The organism is Serratia sp. root2 (genome assembly GCF_031931805.1).
GTDB classification, from domain to species: Bacteria; Pseudomonadota; Gammaproteobacteria; order Enterobacterales; family Enterobacteriaceae; genus Serratia; species Serratia inhibens.
In genome coordinates, this window is record NZ_JAUJXB010000006.1 from 39,077 (window position 1) to 58,821 (window position 19,745).

Annotated in this window: 19 protein-coding genes; 6 read left to right on the top strand and 13 right to left on the bottom strand. The window is 57.7% G+C overall.

The window, feature by feature from the left end; translation table 11 throughout:
• Positions 1 to 20: 20 nt before the first annotated feature.
• Both QZQ97_RS21035 and tsgA read left to right on the top strand, forming a co-directional pair.
• A complete protein-coding gene (locus QZQ97_RS21035; RefSeq protein ID WP_311995141.1) occupies positions 21 to 1,001 on the top strand; it encodes a LacI family DNA-binding transcriptional regulator in 981 nt (326 codons plus the stop codon).
• A gap of 307 nt (positions 1,002 to 1,308) precedes the next feature.
• Positions 1,309 to 2,493 (top strand): MFS transporter TsgA, encoded by a 1,185-nt coding sequence (tsgA, locus tag QZQ97_RS21040; RefSeq protein ID WP_004951290.1) that lies wholly within the window; start codon positions 1,309 to 1,311, stop codon positions 2,491 to 2,493.
• A 63-nt stretch (positions 2,494 to 2,556) separates the two neighbouring features.
• Here tsgA and QZQ97_RS21045 read toward each other — a convergent pair whose 3' ends face one another.
• Complete coding sequence (locus QZQ97_RS21045; protein ID WP_311995142.1) at positions 2,557 to 3,825, bottom strand: cytosine deaminase; 1,269 nt, start codon at positions 3,823 to 3,825, stop codon at positions 2,557 to 2,559.
• A gap of 303 nt (positions 3,826 to 4,128) precedes the next feature.
• Here QZQ97_RS21045 and nirB point away from each other — a divergent pair, with 303 nt between their 5' ends.
• Genes nirB through cysG form a run of 4 tightly spaced genes read left to right on the top strand, consistent with a single transcriptional unit; the run spans position 4,129 to position 9,286 of the window.
• The gene (gene nirB, locus QZQ97_RS21050; RefSeq protein ID WP_311995024.1) at positions 4,129 to 6,678 is read left to right on the top strand and encodes a nitrite reductase large subunit NirB; all 2,550 of its coding nucleotides are present in this window, start codon (positions 4,129 to 4,131) and stop codon (positions 6,676 to 6,678) included.
• On the top strand, positions 6,675 to 7,001 hold the full coding sequence (gene nirD / locus QZQ97_RS21055) for a nitrite reductase small subunit NirD (RefSeq protein WP_311995025.1): 327 nt from the start codon (positions 6,675 to 6,677) through the stop codon (positions 6,999 to 7,001). The genes nirB and nirD overlap by 4 nt, the downstream gene beginning before the upstream one ends.
• Before the next feature lie 30 nt (positions 7,002 to 7,031).
• Positions 7,032 to 7,832, top strand: a complete 801-nt coding sequence (gene nirC / locus QZQ97_RS21060) for a nitrite transporter NirC (protein ID WP_311995026.1) — start codon at positions 7,032 to 7,034, stop codon at positions 7,830 to 7,832.
• A 50-nt stretch (positions 7,833 to 7,882) separates the two neighbouring features.
• Positions 7,883 to 9,286 (top strand): siroheme synthase CysG, encoded by a 1,404-nt coding sequence (cysG, locus tag QZQ97_RS21065; RefSeq protein WP_311995027.1) that lies wholly within the window; start codon positions 7,883 to 7,885, stop codon positions 9,284 to 9,286.
• Between the two features lie 50 nt (positions 9,287 to 9,336).
• Here cysG and trpS read toward each other — a convergent pair whose 3' ends face one another.
• From trpS to pilM, 12 genes are all read right to left on the bottom strand, one after another.
• Positions 9,337 to 10,341 (bottom strand): tryptophan--tRNA ligase, encoded by a 1,005-nt coding sequence (gene trpS / locus QZQ97_RS21070; protein ID WP_126485743.1) that lies wholly within the window; start codon positions 10,339 to 10,341, stop codon positions 9,337 to 9,339.
• 2 nt (positions 10,342 to 10,343) lie between these two features.
• Complete coding sequence (locus QZQ97_RS21075) at positions 10,344 to 11,042, bottom strand: phosphoglycolate phosphatase (protein ID WP_311995028.1); 699 nt, start codon at positions 11,040 to 11,042, stop codon at positions 10,344 to 10,346.
• Complete coding sequence (gene rpe, locus QZQ97_RS21080; RefSeq protein WP_006319070.1) at positions 11,035 to 11,712, bottom strand: ribulose-phosphate 3-epimerase; 678 nt, start codon at positions 11,710 to 11,712, stop codon at positions 11,035 to 11,037. The genes QZQ97_RS21075 and rpe overlap by 8 nt, the downstream gene beginning before the upstream one ends.
• Before the next feature lie 112 nt (positions 11,713 to 11,824).
• Entirely contained in the window at positions 11,825 to 12,637 is an 813-nt protein-coding gene (gene dam, locus QZQ97_RS21085) for an adenine-specific DNA-methyltransferase (protein ID WP_126485746.1), read from the bottom strand.
• Between the two features lie 316 nt (positions 12,638 to 12,953).
• Positions 12,954 to 14,003 (bottom strand): SPOR domain-containing protein, encoded by a 1,050-nt coding sequence (locus tag QZQ97_RS21090; RefSeq protein ID WP_311995029.1) that lies wholly within the window; start codon positions 14,001 to 14,003, stop codon positions 12,954 to 12,956.
• Positions 14,004 to 14,161: 158 nt separating this feature from the next.
• Positions 14,162 to 15,259 (bottom strand): 3-dehydroquinate synthase, encoded by a 1,098-nt coding sequence (aroB, locus tag QZQ97_RS21095; protein WP_311995030.1) that lies wholly within the window; start codon positions 15,257 to 15,259, stop codon positions 14,162 to 14,164.
• A 95-nt stretch (positions 15,260 to 15,354) separates the two neighbouring features.
• A complete protein-coding gene (gene aroK, locus QZQ97_RS21100) occupies positions 15,355 to 15,876 on the bottom strand; it encodes a shikimate kinase AroK (protein ID WP_004391482.1) in 522 nt (173 codons plus the stop codon).
• Between the two features lie 348 nt (positions 15,877 to 16,224).
• Positions 16,225 to 17,469: a DNA uptake porin HofQ gene (gene hofQ / locus QZQ97_RS21105; RefSeq protein WP_311995031.1), complete on the bottom strand. Its 1,245-nt coding sequence runs from the start codon at positions 17,467 to 17,469 to the stop codon at positions 16,225 to 16,227.
• Positions 17,466 to 17,825 carry a hypothetical protein gene (locus QZQ97_RS21110; protein ID WP_311995032.1) on the bottom strand — a complete coding sequence of 120 codons (360 nt, stop codon included), beginning with the start codon at positions 17,823 to 17,825 and terminating at the stop codon, positions 17,466 to 17,468. The genes hofQ and QZQ97_RS21110 overlap by 4 nt, the downstream gene beginning before the upstream one ends.
• Positions 17,818 to 18,339, bottom strand: a complete 522-nt coding sequence (locus QZQ97_RS21115; protein ID WP_311995033.1) for a hypothetical protein — start codon at positions 18,337 to 18,339, stop codon at positions 17,818 to 17,820. Before QZQ97_RS21115 ends, QZQ97_RS21110 begins: the two co-directional genes overlap by 8 nt.
• A complete protein-coding gene (locus QZQ97_RS21120) occupies positions 18,332 to 18,868 on the bottom strand; it encodes a PilN domain-containing protein (RefSeq protein ID WP_311995034.1) in 537 nt (178 codons plus the stop codon). The genes QZQ97_RS21115 and QZQ97_RS21120 overlap by 8 nt, the downstream gene beginning before the upstream one ends.
• Complete coding sequence (pilM, locus tag QZQ97_RS21125; RefSeq protein WP_311995035.1) at positions 18,868 to 19,710, bottom strand: type IV pilus biogenesis protein PilM; 843 nt, start codon at positions 19,708 to 19,710, stop codon at positions 18,868 to 18,870. Before pilM ends, QZQ97_RS21120 begins: the two co-directional genes overlap by 1 nt.
• Positions 19,711 to 19,745: the final 35 nt, after the last annotated feature.

A 19,745-nucleotide genomic window follows, 5' to 3' on the forward strand; every position in this document is an offset into this window, starting at 1 on the left:
CCGTAATCAGGAGTCGGATGATGGTGACACTGGAAGATGTCGCAGCTTTGGCGGGTGTGTCCCGCGCCACCGTGTCACGCGTAGTGAATGGCGATACCAACGTTAAAGCGCCGACCCGCGAGAAGGTTGAACGGGCGGTAGCCCAACTCGGCTATACCCCCAATCCTGCCGCCCGCGCACTGGCTTCCAGCCACAGCAATACGCTGGGCCTGGTCACCACCTCGTATCGCGGTGGTTTCTTCGGCGCGCTGATGGACTTTGTGCAAACCGAAGCCGAATCCCACGGTAAACAACTGCTGGTGACCCAGGGCCGCAGTAGCGCGGAAAACGAATGGCGGGCGATCCAGCGGCTGTTCAGCCTGCGCTGTGACGGGGTGATCCTGCATGTGCGTTTCCTCAGCGACGATCAACTGCGCCAGTTGGCGTCGGAGCAACGCTGCTTTGTGCTGCTCGATCGCCTGGTGCCCGGTCTGGAAGACCGCTGTGTCACCTTTGATCACCCGCTCGCCAGCCGCATGGCGACGCAACAGCTGATCGACGCCGGCCACCGGCGCATTGCCTGCATCGGCGGCCCAAGCGAACGGGCTTCCAGCCGGCTGCGGCTGCAAGGTTTCGAACAGGCGATGCAGGCCGCGCATATCAAGCCGCTGGCCTGCGTGGAAGGCGTTTACGACCTGGAGAGCGGCTACCGCTGCGCCGACCGACTGCTGCAACTGCAAACCTTGCCTACCGCCATTTACTGCTGTAACGAAGAGATGGCCATCGGCGCGTTGTTGGCGCTCAACGAGCACCGTCTGCGTGTGCCGCAAGATATCTCGCTGATCTGTTACGACAGCGGCGAACGCGCGCCCTTCGTACGACCGGCGCTGAGCAGCGTACATTTTCCGATTACCGAAATGGCACAATACGCCACGCGGCTGCTGATTGATCCGGCCACCCCGCACATCAGCTTCGCGCCGACGATCGTCAACCGCGACTCGATTGTGACGATGAGCAAATAGATCACAAAAAAATCTCACAACCTTTCATTGATTGCATCAAAAAATCGACAGCCATCACAAAAACTCCCGTTGTCTGTGCTAGGATCCGCTCCCTGGTGGCCTGATCGGGACTTTTCTGCTTTTACCAGGAAAAGCCAGCGGCCTTAATCCAGCGTTATACCCTATGAATTTCAAATTGCAGCCAGGCGCCCAGCTCACTCATCCCTGGAGCTTACTTAGGTAAGTGACGGGCAGTTAGCGCAGGTAACAACGCGGCGGTTTGAAAGGCGACGGGTCTAATCCTAACAGACATAATCAGGCCTATATAATGAATGACAGCAACCGTCTACGGCTTACCTGGATCAGCTATTTTTCTTACGCGCTGACCGGCGCTTTAGTTATCGTCACAGGGATGGTGATGGGGAACATTGCAGAGTACTTTAATCTGCCGGTTTCCAGCATGAGCAACACCTTTACTTTCCTTAATGCCGGCATCTTGATTTCGATCTTCCTCAATGCCTGGTTGATGGAAATCATCCCGCTGAAGCGTCAACTGATGTTTGGCTTTATCCTGATGGTACTGGCTGTCGCCGGGCTGATGGTGACCAAGAGCCTGACGATGTTCTCCTTGTGCATGTTTATCCTTGGCGTGGTCAGCGGTATCACCATGTCGATAGGCACCTTCCTGATCACCCATATGTACGCCGGCCGCCAGCGCGGTTCGCGCCTGCTGTTCACTGACTCCTTCTTCAGCATGGCCGGGATGATCTTCCCGATTGTCGCCGCGATGCTGCTGGCGCGTCAGATCGGCTGGTACTGGGTGTATGCCTGTATCGGCCTGCTGTACGTAGGTATCTTTGTGCTGACCCTGTTCTCCGAGTTCCCGGTACTGGGCAACAAGGGCGCCAATGCCGGCCAGCCGGTAGCAAAAGAGAAATGGGGTATCGGCGTGCTGTTCCTGTCGATCGCCGCACTGTGCTATATCCTCGGCCAGCTGGGCTTTATCCAATGGGTGCCGGAATACGCCACCAAATCCTTCGGGATGGACCTTGGCCAGGCCGGTAAGCTGGTGAGCGATTTCTGGACTTCGTACATGGTTGGCATGTGGGTGTTCAGCTTTATTCTGCGCTTCTTTGACTTGCAGCGCATCGTCACTGTTCTGGCCGCTCTGGCGACCGGCGCGATGTACCTGTTCGTCAGCACCGACAATCCGGAACACCTGGGTTACTACATCATGGCTTTGGGCTTCGTTTCCAGCGCGATCTACACCACGCTGATCACCCTCGGCTCGCTGCAAACCAAGGTGTCTTCACCGAAGCTGGTTAACTTCATCCTGACCTGCGGCACCATCGGCACCATGCTGACCTTCGTGGTCACCGGCCCGATCGTGGCCAAAGGCGGCGCACACGCTGCGCTGACCACCGCCAACGGCCTGTACCTGGCGGTGTTCGTCATGTGTCTGCTGCTCGGGTTCGTTACCAAGCACCGCAGCCACGGTCACGTGACGCACTAATCTGCCGTCGGTGACATCAAAAAGGCGCCTGAGGCGCCTTTTTTTATGGTCGTGGTCCAAGCTTTAGCGCCGGAAATCCACCTTCTCATCCTGCGTCAGATATAGCGTGGTTTCCGCCGGCCGGGTCTCGGCAATCACCGCCCCCTGACGAATCGAATAGCGCACGGGGGTCTGGCGGCGTACCGCATCAAAACCGCTTTCCGCCGGCAGGATCACCAGGTTGGCGCTGTTGCCCGCCGCCAAGCCGTAATCGGTCAGGTGCAGAGTGCGTGCACTGTGGCTGGTGATCAGTTTCAGCCCGTCGTCAATTTGCCCATATCCCATCAGTTGGCAGACATGCAGCCCCATGTGCAGTACCTGCAGCATATTGGCGGTCCCCAGCGGATACCAGGGATCGAAGACGTCGTCGTGGCCGAAGCAGACGTTAATCTCCGCCTCCAGCATTTCTTTCACCCGCGTGATGCCGCGCCGTTTCGGGTAACTGTCGAAGCGCCCCTGCAGGTGAATATTGACCAGCGGATTAGCGACAAAGTTGATGCCGGACATTTTCAACAAACGGAACAGCCGCGAAGTGTAAGCGCCGTTGTAAGAGTGCATCGCCGTGGTATGACTGGCGGTGACCTTGGCGCCCATATCCAGCTTCAGCGCCAGTGCCGCCACGGTTTCGACAAAACGCGACTGCTCATCGTCAATCTCATCGCAGTGCACATCCACCAGCCGATCGTACTTTTGCGCCAGCGCAAAAGCCTTGTGCAATGATTCTACGCCGTATTCGCGCGTGAACTCGAAGTGCGGAATGGCTCCCACCACGTCAGCCCCCAGCCGCAACGCCTCTTCCAGCAATGCCTCACCGTTGGGATAGGACATAATGCCTTCCTGCGGGAAAGCGACGATTTGCAGCGTCACCCAGGGCGCGACCTCCTGCTTCACCTCCAGCATGGCGCGCAACGCGGTCAGGGTCGGATCGGAGACGTCAACATGGGTACGCACGTACTGCACGCCGTTGGCGATCTGCCATTTCAGCGTCTGCCAGGCGCGTTGTTTGACGTCCTCATGAGTCAACATCGCTTTGCGTTCGGCCCAGCGTTCTATGCCTTCAAATAGCGTGCCGGACTGGTTCCAGGCCGGCTGCCCGGCGGTCTGGGTGGTGTCCAAATGGATATGCGGCTCGACAAACGCCGGCAGCGCCAGCCCGCCCTGCGCATCAAGCACGTCGCTGCGCCATTCCTGCCCTTCAGGTTGCGGTACCAAATGAGCAATGCGCCCCTGCTCAATGGCCAGTTGCCACAGCCCTTCATGCCCGCTCAAACGCAGGTTGTCGATAAACTTCAATGGACTCTTGGCCACCCTTCACCTCTGCTGTTGCGGCTCGTTTTACTCATCATACTGGCAGCGGATCCGGCTGACAAAGCCGCAGAAGGTTTATTACTCCCTCATCTACTCCCTCAGAGGTAAGGTTCGCAATAACTGGCTCGTTTCAGCTAAAGATGAATAAAAACCGCAACTTATAAAATATTGAGAAAAATCATCTATATACCACATTAGAGGTATATGAAGGTGTAATTGATTTGCATCAATAAATTGCCCGTGGGGAGGCATAAGGTAAGCCTAGGAAATCAGAATTTTGAGGCAATAATGAGCAGAGTCAAACTTGCTGTCATCGGGAACGGCATGGTCGGCCACCGGTTTATCGAAGATCTGCTGGAAAAAGCGGACAAAGACCAGTTTGAGATCACCGTATTTTGTGAAGAACCGCGCATCGCCTATGACCGCGTGCACCTGTCGTCTTATTTTGCCCACCACACCGCCGAAGAACTTTCGCTGGTGCGCGAAGGCTTTTACGAAAAACAGGGCGTAAAGGTGTTGGTCGGCGAACGCGCCATTACCATCAACCGCAGTGAGAAGGTCATTCACTCCAATACCGGGCGTACCCTTTACTACGACAAGTTGATCATGGCCACCGGTTCTTACCCGTGGATCCCGCCGATTAAAGGCTCGGAAAGCCAGGATTGCTTCGTCTACCGCACCATTGAAGATCTGAACGCCATCGAAGCCTGCGCACGCCGCAGCAAACGCGGCGCCGTAGTGGGCGGCGGCCTGCTGGGGCTTGAAGCCGCCGGCGCGCTGAAAAGCCTGGGCGTCGAAACCCACGTCATTGAATTCGCGCCAATGCTGATGGCCGAACAGCTCGATCCGATGGGCGGCGATCAACTGCGCCGCAAGATCGAACGCATGGGCGTCAAAGTGCACACCGGTAAAAACACGAAAGAGATCGTCAACGGCGGGGAACAGGCACGCAAAACCATGCAGTTCGCCGACGGCACCGAGCTGGAAGTGGACTTTATCGTGTTTTCCACCGGCATCCGCGCTCAGGACAAGCTGGCTCACCAGTGTGGCCTGGCTACCGCCCGCCGTGGCGGCATCGTGATTAACGACAGTTGTCAAACCTCCGATCCGGACGTTTACGCCATCGGCGAATGTGCCTCCTGGCATGAGCGCACCTTCGGCCTGGTGGCGCCGGGCTATAAAATGGCTCAGGTCACGGCCGACCATCTGCTGGGTCGCGAAAATGCCTTCCAGGGCGCCGACATGAGCGCCAAGCTGAAACTGCTGGGCGTGGACGTTGGCGGCATTGGCGATGCCCACGGTCGCACTGAAGGCGCACGCAGCTACGTTTATCTGGATGAAAGCAAAGAAGTCTATAAGCGCATCATCGTCAGCGCCGACAATAAAACCCTGCTCGGCGCAGTGTTGGTGGGCGATACCAGCGACTACGGCAACCTGTTGCAACTGGCGCTGAACGCCATTGAACTGCCGGAAAATCCGGACGGCCTGATCCTGCCGGCGCATGCGGGCAGCAAACCGGCCATCGGCGTGGATTCATTGCCGGAAACCGCGCAAATCTGTTCCTGCTTCGACGTCACCAAGGGCGACATCGTCAAGGCGGTCGGGATGGGTTGCCACACCGTCGCGGCGATAAAATCAGAAACCAAGGCCGGTACCGGCTGCGGCGGCTGTATTCCGCTGATCACCCAGGTGCTGAACGCCGAGCTGAGCAAACAGGGCATCGAGGTTAACCATCACCTGTGCGAACACTTCGCCTATTCACGTCAGGAGTTGTACCACCTGATCCGCGTTGAAGGCATCAAGTCCTTCGACGCACTGCTGGCCAAATACGGCAAAGGTTACGGTTGTGAAGTCTGTAAACCGACTGTCGGCTCGCTGCTGGCTTCCTGCTGGAATGAGTTCGTGCTCAAACCGCAACACACGCCGCTGCAGGACACCAACGACAACTTCCTCGGCAATATCCAGAAAGACGGCACTTATTCGGTGATCCCACGCTCCGCCGGCGGTGAAATTACGCCTGACGGACTGATGGCGGTCGGCCAGATTGCCAAGGAATACAACCTGTATACCAAGATGACCGGTTCTCAGCGCATCGGCATGTTCGGCGCGCAGAAAGACGACCTGCCGGCTATCTGGAGCAAGCTGATTGCCGCCGGTTTTGAAACCGGCCATGCCTACGCCAAGGCGTTGCGCATGTCGAAAACCTGTGTCGGCAGCACCTGGTGTCGCTTTGGCGTGGGTGACAGCGTCGGGTTTGGCGTCAAACTGGAACACCGCTACAAAGGCATCCGTACGCCACACAAAATGAAGTTCGGCGTTTCCGGCTGTACCCGCGAATGTGCTGAAGCGCAGGGCAAGGACGTCGGCATTATCGCCACCGAGAACGGCTGGAACCTGTACGTATGCGGTAACGGCGGTATGAAGCCCCGCCACGCCGACCTGCTGGCGGCGGATCTCGACAGCGCTACGCTGGAACGCTATCTGGACCGTTTCATGATGTTCTACATTCGTACCGCCGATAAGCTGCAACGCACCTCTGTGTGGCTGGAAAGCCTGGAAGGCGGCATCGATTATCTGCGCAAAGTGATCATTGACGACAAACTGGGCATCAACGATCAGTTGGAAGCCGAAATCGCCCGCTTGCGTGAGGCGGTGATCTGCGAGTGGAAAGAGGCCGTCGAAGATCCGCAGGCCCAGGTCCGCTTCGCCCACTTTATCAATAGCAGCCTGCGCGATCCGAACGTACAGATCGTCGCCGAGCGCGAACAGCATCGGCCGGCGCGTCCGGATGAACGCATTCCCGTCACCCTGCTGGACGCTGAGGAGAACAACGTATGAGCCAGTGGATCACCCTTTGCCCCGTTACTGATATCTTGCCAGGCACCGGCGTGTGCGCCCTGATCGGCGCACAGCAGGTGGCGATATTCCGCCCCCATGCCGATGAACAGGTGTTTGCCATCAGCAATGTCGATCCCTTCGCCCAGGCCAGCGTGCTGTCACGCGGCCTGATCGCCGAACATCAGGGTGAACTGTGGGTCGCCAGCCCGCTGAAAAAACAGCATTTCCGCCTGCACGACGGCTACTGCCTGGAAGATGGCAGCCGCTCCGTCGCGCATTTCACCAGCCGGGTAGTCGATGGCATGGTGCAGGTCGCGGCCTGACATTTTCACTTTAACCTCAGGGGAAGCAGCATGTTCACCGATACCATCAACAAATGCGCCGCCAACGCGGCGCGCATCGTCAGGCTGTCGAAAGACAGCCCGCTGGGCTTCTGGATCAGCTCGGCGATGGCCGGGGCTTACGTCGGCCTCGGCATCATTTTAATCTTCACCCTTGGCAATCTGGTCGATCCGGCCCTTCGGCCATTAGTGATGGGCGCCACCTTCGGCATCGCGCTGACGCTGGTGATCATCGCCGGTTCCGAGCTGTTTACCGGCCACACCATGTTCCTGACGCTGGGCGTCAAAGCCGGTACCATTCGCCAGAGCCAGATGTGGGCGGTACTGCCGCAAACCTGGTTGGGCAACTTGCTGGGGTCGGTGCTGGTGGCGCTGATGTATTACTACGGCGGCGGTAGCCTGCTGCCGGTGGACACCAGTCTGATACATACTGCGGCACTGGCGAAAACCACCGCCCCGGCCGAAGTGCTGTTCTTCAAGGGCGTGCTGTGCAACTGGCTGGTTTGCCTGGCAATTTGGATGGCGATTCGCGTCGAGGGTGCCGCCAAATTCATCGCCATCTGGTGGTGCCTGCTGGCCTTTATCGCTTCCGGCTATGAACACTCCGTCGCCAACATGACGCTGTTCGCCCTGTCCTGGTTCGGTCATCACAGCGAAGCCTACACGCTGAGCGGGATCGGCCATAACCTGCTGTGGGTGACGCTGGGCAATATCCTGTCCGGTTCGGTCCTGATGGGCCTGGGTTATTGGTACGCCACCCCGCGCGCCGAACGTCCACTGGCCGAGAAAACCGCAGCGCGCCAGGCTGCATAATATTCCGGGGGCGACTGCGCCCCCGTTGCCGATTGCTCCGAGGATTGCCAATGGATTACCTGCCGATTTTCTGCCAACTGCAACACAAAGCCTGCCTGCTGGTCGGCGGCGGTGAGATCGCCGAACGCAAGGCGCGTCTGCTGCTGGACGCCGGCGCTTTGCTGACCGTCAACGCCTGCGCATTCAGCCCGCAGTTCCACGAGTGGGCAGCCCTTGGCCGGGTTACGCTGGTGGAAGGGGAATTCAGTGCAGCGTTGCTGGCGGAAAAATGGCTGGTCATCGCCGCAACCGATCGGATCGAGGTCAACGCACTGGTGTATCAGTGCGCCAACCAGCAACGGGTATTCTGCAACGTTGTCGACGACCCCAAGCGCGCCAGTTTTATCATGCCGTCGATTATCGATCGCTCGCCGATCATGGTCGCGGTGTCCTCCGGCGGCAAAGCGCCGGTGCTGGCGCGGCTGCTGCGTGAAAAGCTGGAAGCCGCGTTGCCGCAGCATCTTGGCAAGCTGGCACAGCTGGGCGGTTCATTGCGCCAGCGGGTGAAACGGCACTTTACCGGCACGGGCGCCCGCCGTCGTTTTTGGGAAAAGCTGTTCGCCCATGACCGGCTGGCGCAATCGCTGGCCAATGATGACCTGGCGCTGGCGGAACGGCAGATAGAACAGCTGTTCAACTGCCCTGCGGAGGAGTCCGGCGAAGTGGTGCTGGTGGGTGCCGGACCGGGGGACGCCGGTTTGCTGACACTCAAGGGTTTGCAACAGATCCAGCAGGCCGACGTAGTGGTATACGATCGGCTGGTGTCCGATGACGTCATGACGCTGGTACGCCGCGATGCCGAACGTATCTTCGTCGGTAAACGCGCCGGCCATCATTGCGTACCGCAGGAGCAGATCAACCGCATCCTGCTGGAGCAAGCGCAACAGGGTAAACGCGTAGTCAGGCTGAAAGGCGGTGACCCGTTTATTTTTGGCCGTGGCGGCGAAGAGCTGGAAACCCTGGCCGATGCCAACATCCCGTTCTCGGTGGTACCGGGCATTACCGCCGCCTCCGGCTGTTCGGCCTACAGCGGCATTCCCCTCACCCATCGTGACCATGCGCAGAGCGTGCGACTGGTGACCGGCCACGCCAAGAGCGACGGCGGCTTGGACTGGACGACGCTGGCCGCCGGGCAGCAAACGCTGGTGTTTTACATGGGCCTGACGCAGGCGGCGGACATCCAACGCCAGTTGATTGCTCATGGCATGCCCGCAACCACGCCGGTGGCGCTGGTGGAAAACGGCACTTCATGCCGTCAGCGAGTGATCGAAGGCGAGCTGAAACAACTGGGAACGCTGGCCCAACAGGCCGCCAGCCCGAGCCTGATTATCGTCGGCAGCGTGGTGAGCCTGCGCAGCAAGCTGAACTGGTTCTCCAGCCAGGAAACGCCGCAAAAACTGGCTCAACTGGCCTGATACCGACGAAAAAAAAGCGGCCCATGGCCGCTTTTCTCTCTGCGCAAAAATTAAGGCTGTGATACGAAGCCTACTGCCTGATAAACCTTCGCCAGCGTTTCCTGAGCGCGTGCACGCGCCTTGGCCGCACCGTCACGCATGACCTGCTGCAGCAAGGCCTCGTCATTGCGGAACTTGTGATAACGCTCCTGCAACTCACCCAGCATACCGGATACTGCGTCGGCAACCGCGCCTTTCAGGTGGCCGTACATCTGGCCTTCAAATTCGGCTTCCAGCTGAGCGATGCTTTTGCCGGTCACGCCCGAGAGAATATCCAGCAGGTTGGATACGCCCGGTTTGTTCGCCACATCGTAACGAATCACCGGCGGTTCTTCGGAGTCGGTCATCGCACGCTTGATTTTCTTGGCTACCGCTTTCGGATCTTCCAGCAGGCCGATCACGTTATTGCGGTTATCGTCCGACTTGGACATCTTCTTGGTCGGATCCTGCAACGACATCACGCGCGCACCGGACTTGGGAATAAACGGCTCAGGCACCTTGAACACATCGCCGTACAGCGCGTTGAAACGCTGGCCGATGTCACGGCTCAATTCCAGATGCTGTTTCTGGTCTTCGCCGACCGGCACCTGGTTGGTCTGATACAGCAGGATGTCCGCCGCCATCAGCACCGGGTAGCTGAACAGACCGGCATTGATGTTTTCCGCATAGCGTGCGGATTTGTCTTTGAACTGGGTCATGCGGCTCAGTTCGCCGAAATAGGTGTAGCAGTTCAGCACCCAGCTCAGTTGAGTGTGTTCCGGCACGTGCGACTGCACAAAGATGGTGCTCTTTTGCGGATCGATGCCGCAGGCCAGATACAGCGCCAGCGTATCCAGCGTAGCCTTGCGCAGTTTTTCCGCGTCCTGGCGTACGGTGATGGCGTGCAGATCGACGATGCAGTAGATGCAGTCGTAATCGTCCTGCAGCTTAACCCACTGACGCAGCGCACCCATGTAGTTGCCAATGCTCAGTTCACCGGACGGCTGCGCGCCGCTAAATACGATGGGCTTACTCATGTTTAAATTTCCTGATTCTCTAAAGATGACAGCCCAAGAGCGGGCAACAAATCGGCAAAGCGCTCCAACACGCGGTCGGGATGGCTCAGGGCTATCGCCTCACCGTAGTTATAACCGTAGGTCAGCGCGGCGCTTGGGCAACCCGCCCCCTGTGCCGCCTGAATATCGTTGCGCGAATCGCCCACGAACAGCAGTTCATGCGCGCGCAGGCCTAGTTTGCCAAGCACCAGATACAGTGGCGCCGGGTGAGGTTTCTTTTCCACCACGTCGTCACCGCCGATAATCAGCGAGAAATAATCGACAATGCCCAGCGCGGCCAGTAACGGCGCAACAAACGGCGTCGGTTTGTTGGTCACCAGCGCCATCGGGTAACCTTGTTCAGCCAGACGGGCCAGCGTTTCCTTTACCTGTGGAAACAGGCGGCTGCCGCTGTCGACGGTTTGCGCGTAGAAGTGATCGAAGCGTTCACGCAACTGACGATTGTGTTCCGGCGTGGCTTCCACTTCAGCCCAACGCAGCGCACGTTGCACCAGCACGTCGGCACCGTTGCCAATCCAGGTACCCACGCGGGCTTCGCCGGCCTGTGGCAGGCCCATTTCCGCCAGCGCCAGATCGATGGCTGCCGCCAGCCCCGGCGCGCTGTCTACCAGCGTACCGTCGAGATCGAAGGCCAGAGCGCGGATCGCGCTGAAGTCAGCCATGAGTCACTTTCGCCAGTTCGCTGCGCATTTCGTCGATCACTTTGCGGTAATCCGGCTTGCCGAAGATCGCTGAACCGGCGACAAACATGTCCGCGCCCGCTGCAGCAATCTCGGCGATATTGTCTACCTTCACACCGCCATCGACTTCCAGACGGATATCACGGCCGCTTTCGTCAATCAGCTTGCGCACCTGACGCAGCTTATCCAGGGTGCCGTGGATAAACGACTGGCCGCCAAAGCCGGGGTTGACCGACATCAGCAGGATCACGTCGACTTTGTCCATGACGTAATCCAGGTAGCTCAACGGCGTCGCCGGGTTGAATACCAGACCGGCCTTGCAACCGTGTTCTTTAATCAGCTGAATGGTACGATCGACGTGTTCGGAAGCTTCCGGATGGAAAGAGATGTAGTTGGCACCCGCTGCGGCGAAATCCGGGACAATGCGATCAACCGGTTTCACCATCAGGTGCACATCAATAGGCGCGGTGATGCCATAGTCGCGCAGCGCCTGGCAAACCATCGGCCCGATGGTCAGATTGGGTACGTAGTGGTTATCCATTACGTCGAAGTGCACCACGTCGCCGCCAGCGGCCAGCACGTTAGCGGTATCTTCACCTAACCGGGCAAAATCTGCCGACAGAATGGACGGGGCAATCAAAAACTTTTTCATCCGCAATCTCCAAACGTAGGGTTCGAATTGTTATCCCCTTCGCGTTTCAAGCCGCAGCATTGCAGGCTGAGCTCGAAATGCACCGGGTATATACGCCGGGGCGTACCCCGGTTTAACGATACAGCGCCAAAAGCTCGTTCACTTTACTGCGGCCAAGAATATTGCGGCTGATGGTGCGGCGCGCTTTCACCACATACAGCGCAGCATGCTGGTACCAATCACGCGTCAGTTCGGTGTCATGGTTGGAAATCAATACCGGCACCTGGCTTTCCACAGAAAGCTGATGCGCCATTAACGCCAGGCTCTGTTGATCGGCAATGCTGAAGCTGTTGGTGTGATAAGCGGTAAAATTCGCCGTCGCCGATAATGGCGCATACGGCGGATCGCAATATATCACCGTCCCGCGCTCGGCTTTTGCCATGGTATCGCGGTAATGCTCACAGACAAACGTGGCGTTGCGGGATTTTTCAGCGAACCAGTAGAGCTCTTCTTCCGGGAAGTACGGTTTCTTGTAACGCCCAAACGGGACGTTGAACTCACCACGCAGATTATACCGGCACAGACCGTTATAACAGTGGCGGTTCAGATAGAGAAACAGCAGCGCGCGGCGATAGGCATCGGCGCTCGTATTAAACTCTTCGCGCAGCAGGTAAAACTGATCCGAGTTATTGAATTCATCGGTGAAAAGAAGGCGAGCATCGCGCACGAAATCATCCGTACGCAGCTTAACGATGTTATACAGGTTGATAAGATCGCTGTTGATGTCGGCGAGAATATAGGCGTCGTACTCCGTGTTCAGGAAGACTGAACCCGCACCCACGAAGGGCTCGATTAAGCAGTCGCCCGCCGGCAGATGACGACGGATCTCGTCAACCAGCGGGTATTTTCCACCAGCCCATTTTAAAAAAGCGCGGTTTTTCTTCATGCCGTCAGTTAGCTACTTATACAATTCAGAGCGGCGGATTGTACTCTGTTTCAGACAGCACATCAGCGCACAAATTTAAATGATTAATACCCTTCATCTTTCAAGCTCAAGCAATGTTGGCTGCGTGCAGTTATTCGCCCTGTCCATGGGACCACCCCTCTCGGGACCACCGCAGGGGGTGTGCAAATCTGCTCACGGCAAACTTGCCCCCACACCGTAGGGGGCAAAAACCTTCGCCCCGCTTACACGGCCGCAGCATGTCCATCCCTGCCATGCATGAAATTCATGCCCTGGCTGCAGCTTGAAATCTATTGGGTTACTTTTTCAGGTCCTGCTGCACCTGACGTACCGGCTTGGCCCAGGGTTTTTTCGCCTGAACATCCGCCGGCAGCGACGCGATTGCGCGCTTGGCTTCAGCTGCAGAGGCGTAATTGCCGCTCACCAACACGTACCATGCCTTGCCGTCACGCTGGGTTGCGTACACCTGATAATTCTGCAGTTTCTGCTGCTTGGCGTAGGCGTTCAACGTATCGGAACGCGAAGCGCTGCTCAACTGCAGGGTATAGTGGCTGGCCGGTGCAGACTGCAGCGAACTGCCGCTGCCGCTAACAACGCCCGTCTTGGCACTCGTCGTTCCCGTTTTACTGCTTGCCGCTCCCGGTTTGGCGGAAGGTGCTGGGGTATACACCGTGGTTGGCGCTTTATGCTGCTGCGTCGTCGCCGGTTTACTGACGGTTTTTGCCGGGGTCTTATGTTGCTGTGGCGCAGTGCCTTGAATCGGGCGCGTTGGTTCTTTCGCTGCGGTCGCAGCGGCGCCGTTCATCAGGGTAGCGGGAGCCGTAGGCAGCGTTGAAGCCGGGCCACTCATGCCCTGCGTCGCCGTATCAACCTGGCCCTGCTGGGCGGATAACGCATCCGACATATTGCCCGGCAGATCGACACGCTGCTGCGCACCCTCTTGCACCGGCTGCGGTTGCGCTTCCGTCGGAGTACTGGAAATCGGCGGAACGCTGACGTTTTGCGGCTGTTGCGCGGAAGTGCTGCTCACGCCGTTGTTGTCATTAGTATCGGTCGTGCCGCCCGGAACACCGGTGTTACCGGCGGTCAGCGACGAAGAACCGGACAGGTTGATGTCTTTGGCCGCGCCGTTTTGCGCGCCTTCCTGTGCCGCCTCGTGCTTGGTTGGCGCCTTCAGCGCCGAACCGATGCCGATAATCAGCAGCAGTAGCACCAGAATACCGATACCAATCATTAAGTGTTGACGTGAAACGGCAAAGCGTGGTCCCGGAGCCGGTTTACGCGAACGTGCAGGACGACGATCGCTGCTATCAGGTCTGAGATCGTCTTCCGGTTTAAACTCATCCATCTGAAACCCTCCAACTAGAGGCAAAAGCCCACCACCGTAGACCTACCGTGGCACGGGCAGATTAACCCGATGATGACAAAGCGACATCAGTCATGCTTTGCACATTATTAATATAGATGTAAACGGCGGCTAAGCCACTGTTACTTCGTCCGATTTACTCAGGCATGCCGTTCAGGAAGACAAGCTGCGATAGAAGCAAGCACCAAATCATGCCCGACGCCACTACGAACTTCCGCCTGACCGATGGCCGTCGGCAGTACCAGACGCAGTTCGCCGGCCAATACTTTCTTGTCGCGCATCATGTGCGGCAAATAAGATTCCGGCGCCATTTCCTGCGGCCCGCACACCGGTAAACCAGCGCGTAACAACAGTTTTTTAATGCGTTCAATATCGTGGGTGGAGAACTGACCGAGACGATGCGCGGTTTCCGCCGCCATCATCATGCCGGCTGCCACCGCTTCGCCGTGCAGCCATACACCATAGCCCATTTCCGCTTCGATCGCATGGCCGTAAGTATGGCCCAGATTCAGCAGCGCGCGCAGGCCGCTTTCGCGTTCATCAGCGGCAACCACCTCGGCCTTCAGCTCGCAGCAACGGCGGATACAATAGCCCAGGGCATTCATATCCAGCGCAACCAATGCATCGATATTGTTTTCCAGCCAGACGAAGAAATCACGATCGAGAATAATCCCGTACTTGATCACTTCAGCCAGACCGGAGGAGAGCTCACGCGCCGGTAAGGTTTTCAGGCAATCCAGATCAACCACCACCGAAGCAGGTTGATAGAATGCGCCGATCATGTTTTTACCGAGCGGATGATTGACGGCGGTTTTACCGCCAACGGAAGAGTCCACCTGCGAAAGCAATGTGGTAGGAACCTGAATAAAGCGGACACCGCGCTGATAGCAAGCCGCGGCAAAACCGGTAAGATCTCCCACCACGCCGCCGCCGAGCGCGATCAATGTGGTATCGCGACCGTGGGGTTTTTGCAGCAGCGCCGAGAACACCTGCTCAAGCACGGCAAGGGATTTATACTGTTCGCCATCAGGCAGAATCACCTGATCCACCATTACACCAGCCTCTTCCAGCACCTTCCGGACACGGTCCAAATAGAGCGGCGCCAGGGTTTGGTTGGTGACCAGCATGACCTGTTCACCCGCCTTTAGCGGCATAAAAGAAGCCGGATCGTTAAACAATCCGGCGGCTATGGTAATCGGGTAGCTGCGCTCCCCAAGCGTTACGGTAATTCTCTCCATGTCGCGCTCAGTTCTCAATGTGTGGTTTATCCCCGCTGCTGCGGGGAACACAATCAGTCTTTCCGCATTTGCCGTGGCGAACACGGAAACCGCAATCAGTTGCTTTCCAGCATATTGATAATCTGGTTGGCAACCACTTTAGCGCTTTGATCGTCGGTGCGGATGGTGACATCTGCAATTTCTTCATATAACGGATTGCGCTCTTTCGCCAGCGCTTCCAGCACTTCACGCGGAGGAGAATCAACCTGCAGCAACGGACGCTTTTTGTCGCGTTGGGTACGGGCCAACTGCTTCTCGATGGTGGTTTCCAAATAAACCACGACACCACGCGCCGACAGACGGTTACGCGTTTCACGCGATTTAACCGAACCACCGCCGGTAGCCAGCACAATCCCTTGCTTTTCCGTCAGTTCATTAATGACTTTTTCTTCACGATCGCGGAAACCTTCTTCACCTTCCACGTCGAATACCCAGCCCACGTCAGCTCCGGTACGTCGCTCAATTTCTTGATCGGAGTCGAAGAACTCCATATTGAGTTGCTGAGCTAACTGACGGCCAATAGTGCTTTTGCCGGCACCCATAGGCCCAACCAGAAAGATATTGCGTTTCTCTGCCATGTTTTTGGTATTACTAAGACTATTCGTTAATGTTAACCCGCCCCGCCAATCAAATCAGCGGCGGGACCTAAACTGAAACCTCATGAGCGATAGTGCGAGATCAGACGGAAAATTATCTCAACACTCTTGGTAGTTTGGCAACCGAATAAATCGCAATCCACGCCGCAGGAGGGAAACCATACGTTTTTAACGGCGTCTTGGCGTTAACAAAAAACCTCGGTGCTCAATTCGGTAACCCTTGTAAGCTAAATCGGCCGCAGCGTCAAACGCAGATGCCCCCAAGGTGAGAAAAAAGTGCATCTGCTCATCAACTTTAGGCGATTTTCACCGAACCTGACAGCTTGCTGCTCATGCCTTAATCAATGTCGGAGTAATGAATATCACCAGCTCGCGTCGTTTATGCTGTTTGGTACTCTGTTTGAACAAGGAACCCAGCAGTGGAACATCACCGAGGCCCGGTACCTTGTCCGCTCCCTGGGCGCCCTGACGCTGAAATACGCCGCCCAATACAATGGTTTCACCGTCTTTCACCGTCACCTGGGTTTTGATCTCCTGCTTATCGATCGCCAGTGCCTCACCGGCCGCCCGAGTGATGGAACGCCCGGGCATGTTCTGGCTGATTTGCAGCGTCAGAGTAATGCGGCCGTTCGGCAAAATTTTCGGCGTCACCTCCATGCCCAGCACCGCCTCCTTAAACTCCATCGATGTCGCCCCGCTGTTGCCGCTACTCACCTCATAGGGAATTTCCGTGCCCTGTTTAATGCTGGCGGTTTGCTGATGCGCGGTCAGCAAGCGCGGGCTGGCGATGATTTCTACCCGGTTCTCCTGCTCCAGCGCCATTAACTCCAGATCCAGCAGCCGTCCGCCGATGCGCGCCAGATGGAAACCGGCGCTGATCGCACTGCGATCCAGCGGCAGCCCGACGTTAAATCCGCCCATTCGCCATGACTTTACTGCGCCTTCATCCGGGGCCAAACCCCAGCGCACGCCGAGTTCGCGCAAACTTTCACTGTTAATGGTGACGATATGCGCCGCCAGCTGTACCTGCGCCAACGGTGCGTCCATTTCCGCGATGCGTTTGGTTAATAACGCCACGATGGGGGCCGTATCGCGGATCAGCAACGCGTTAGTGCGTTTATCCGCCACCACGCTGCCGCGCTCGCTCAGCAAAATACCGCCCTGGGCATTCAGATTTTCGGCAATCTCAACCGCATCGGCATGGTTTAACGTCAGAGTTACGCTTTCCAGCGGTTGCTTTTGCGCCAAAGCCAACTGTTGCCGCTGTTTCTCCTGTTCATCCGGCTCGGGGAACACCATCATGACGTTGCCTTCCAGCGTCATCGACAGTTTCCCCATACGCAAGATCACCGCCAGCGCTTGCTGCCAGGGCACATTATCCAGCCGCAATGTCAGATTGCCGCCCACACCTGTAGCGGTAACCACATTAAGCTGCTGATAATCCGCCAGCGCCTGTAATACCAGGGTTACCGGGGCATCCTGAAACGTCAGCGATATCGGTTCCTTGTCCTGTGCTGCAATACCGGCGGCGGCCATCCCCCATAACACCGCACCCAGCCAAGTGCATCCTTTCATGTTTTTTCTTCCTTATGGTTTCCCAATGTCAGCACCACCGCATTGTCAGCCTCCGGGCAAGCCGGATCTTCCGGGCCCGCTTTCAATACCAAGCGCCCCTCAAGCACCTGTTCCACCTGCCAGCGCCCGCCCAGCAGAGTTTGCCGAGACTCTAAACGCAACCACTGCCCTGCGGGCGTGACTACCCAGGCATGGCGTGACGTTGCCTGCCCGACGGTACCCTTCAAAAGCCAGTTTGCCGGCGATTCCCTCTGCGGCGGGCAATCGGTCACGGTTGGCGGCATAAAGGGGTTGCGCGGTTGCGCCATCAATGTGCACGGCAGCAACAGCCACCAAACCCCGTAACCTTTATTCATCCGCATTTACCGGAGTGGCGCCTGCAGGCGCGTCGTATAAAACGAAGTGCGCCATCAGATCTTCGGCCTGTGCTTCAAGGGTTATTTGATCGATGCGCAATGCGGAAGGCAACGCCTCCAGCAGCCGCAATAAACCGCCGTAATGAATATTCAGGCTCAGGGTTTGACGCTGCGGTTTCTCCTGCTGCTGCCAGCGCTGCAATGCGGCGCCCGCCCGTTGCAGCACTTGCGTCAAATCATCATGAACGGCGGGCCTGGACGCGTTCTGCTGCAGGCGAAGATTAATCTCGCCCAACGTCGGCATCTGGGTCAGTTGCTGTTTTAACGGCTCAATCTGTTGAATCAGACGCTGTTGCTCCGCCAGCGTCCGCTCCCGCTGCTGCCATTCACCGTGCAACAGCGGCATACCGAACAGCAAAGCCAGGCAGCCCAACACCAACCACTGCGCGGCCAACACCTTCCAACCCGACAAATCCAACCAGCGCCTTGTCCAGAGTGGCAACGGCTTATCCATTCAGCCCCCATTGCGCCATCAGCGTGAATGAAAATAGGCCATCTTTGCGCTGTACCACCTCAGCCAGCCGACATTGCTGCAATAGCGGCAAGGCCGCCAACTGCTGCTCAAACCGGATGATCGCCCCATAACGGCGGCTGAGGCCCCGCAGCGTGATTTTTTGTGCATCGCTTTCCAGTACGGTAAGCCACAGCGGCGCGGGAAGAATGGCTGAGAACTGTTGCAACAGCTGCAGATAACGTCGGTTATGCGCCTGGTTCTTCTCCTGCCTGTCCACCAGCTCGGTCAAACGCACCAAACGCGCCATCGCCTGCCGGGTTTGTTGGTAGCGCTCTGCCAACCCTGCCTGCTGACGGGATAGCGTCATCAGAGCCTCATGCCGTTGCGTCTGCTGGTGACTCATCAGGCCAAAAACAGCCGCCATCGCTGCCAACATCAACGCCAGTTGCAACACGAAAAGGCGTAACCAGAAAGCGCAGCGGCGACGCTGGGCCAGCCTACGCCAGGGCAGAAGGTTAACCTGATACATCAGTTGTCCCCACTGCGCAGCGCCAGCCCACCGGCCAACACAAATGCCCCCGGCAACCGGGGTAACGGGGGCCGCAGTTGGTTGAATGCGCTGAATGGCGACCATGGCAAACACCCCGGCGGAGGCAACTCATCCACCGCGCTGCTGTAATAAACCGGATGTTCACCGATTGAGGGGCAGGCTGCATGCATCGCCACCAGCGCCTGGCTTGCCCCGCCCACCTCACCCTCCGGCAAAATGCCATAGGCAAAGGCTCCGCGGCGTGGGGCTGCCCACAACCACTCCCGTTCAAGGCGGTGCAGCAACCCCGCGTCGGCCGGTACGCCTGCGGCAAACGCCATCATGTGCAAGGCACAGGGAGTGATGTCGACCACCTGCGGCCGCAAATTGGCCTGGCGTAAACAATGCAGCCACTGCTGCAACTCTTGCTGGCGTGCAGCGGTGAGCAACAAAGCGGCGGAGTCAGGCGGAGATTGGCGGTAGTCCAGCGCCAGTGTCTGGCTGTCCAGCGGGAACTGCTTCAGGCCTTGGCTGGTGATATAATCGCCGCGCGCCGGCTCTTTCAGCCGGGCATCCGGCATCGGCATCAGATGCTGCAAAACCCGCTGGGCAGGCAAAGCAATGCGTAAGCAAATATGTCTTGGCAACTGGACCCGCCATTGCCGCAACGCGCGAACCAGCACCTCGGGCTGCTCGATACACCCTTCGCGCAGTACCGCTTGCGGCAGCCTTTGCTGCCACCAATGACGCAGTTGCCAACCGTTGCGCCGGCGCTGTGCCGCCAGGGCGCAGATGCGGTTACTTTGTATATCCAGCCCCACCTGCCATGCTTGAGAGAACATATTTCGCCCGACCTCCATATCGTCAGATGATAAAA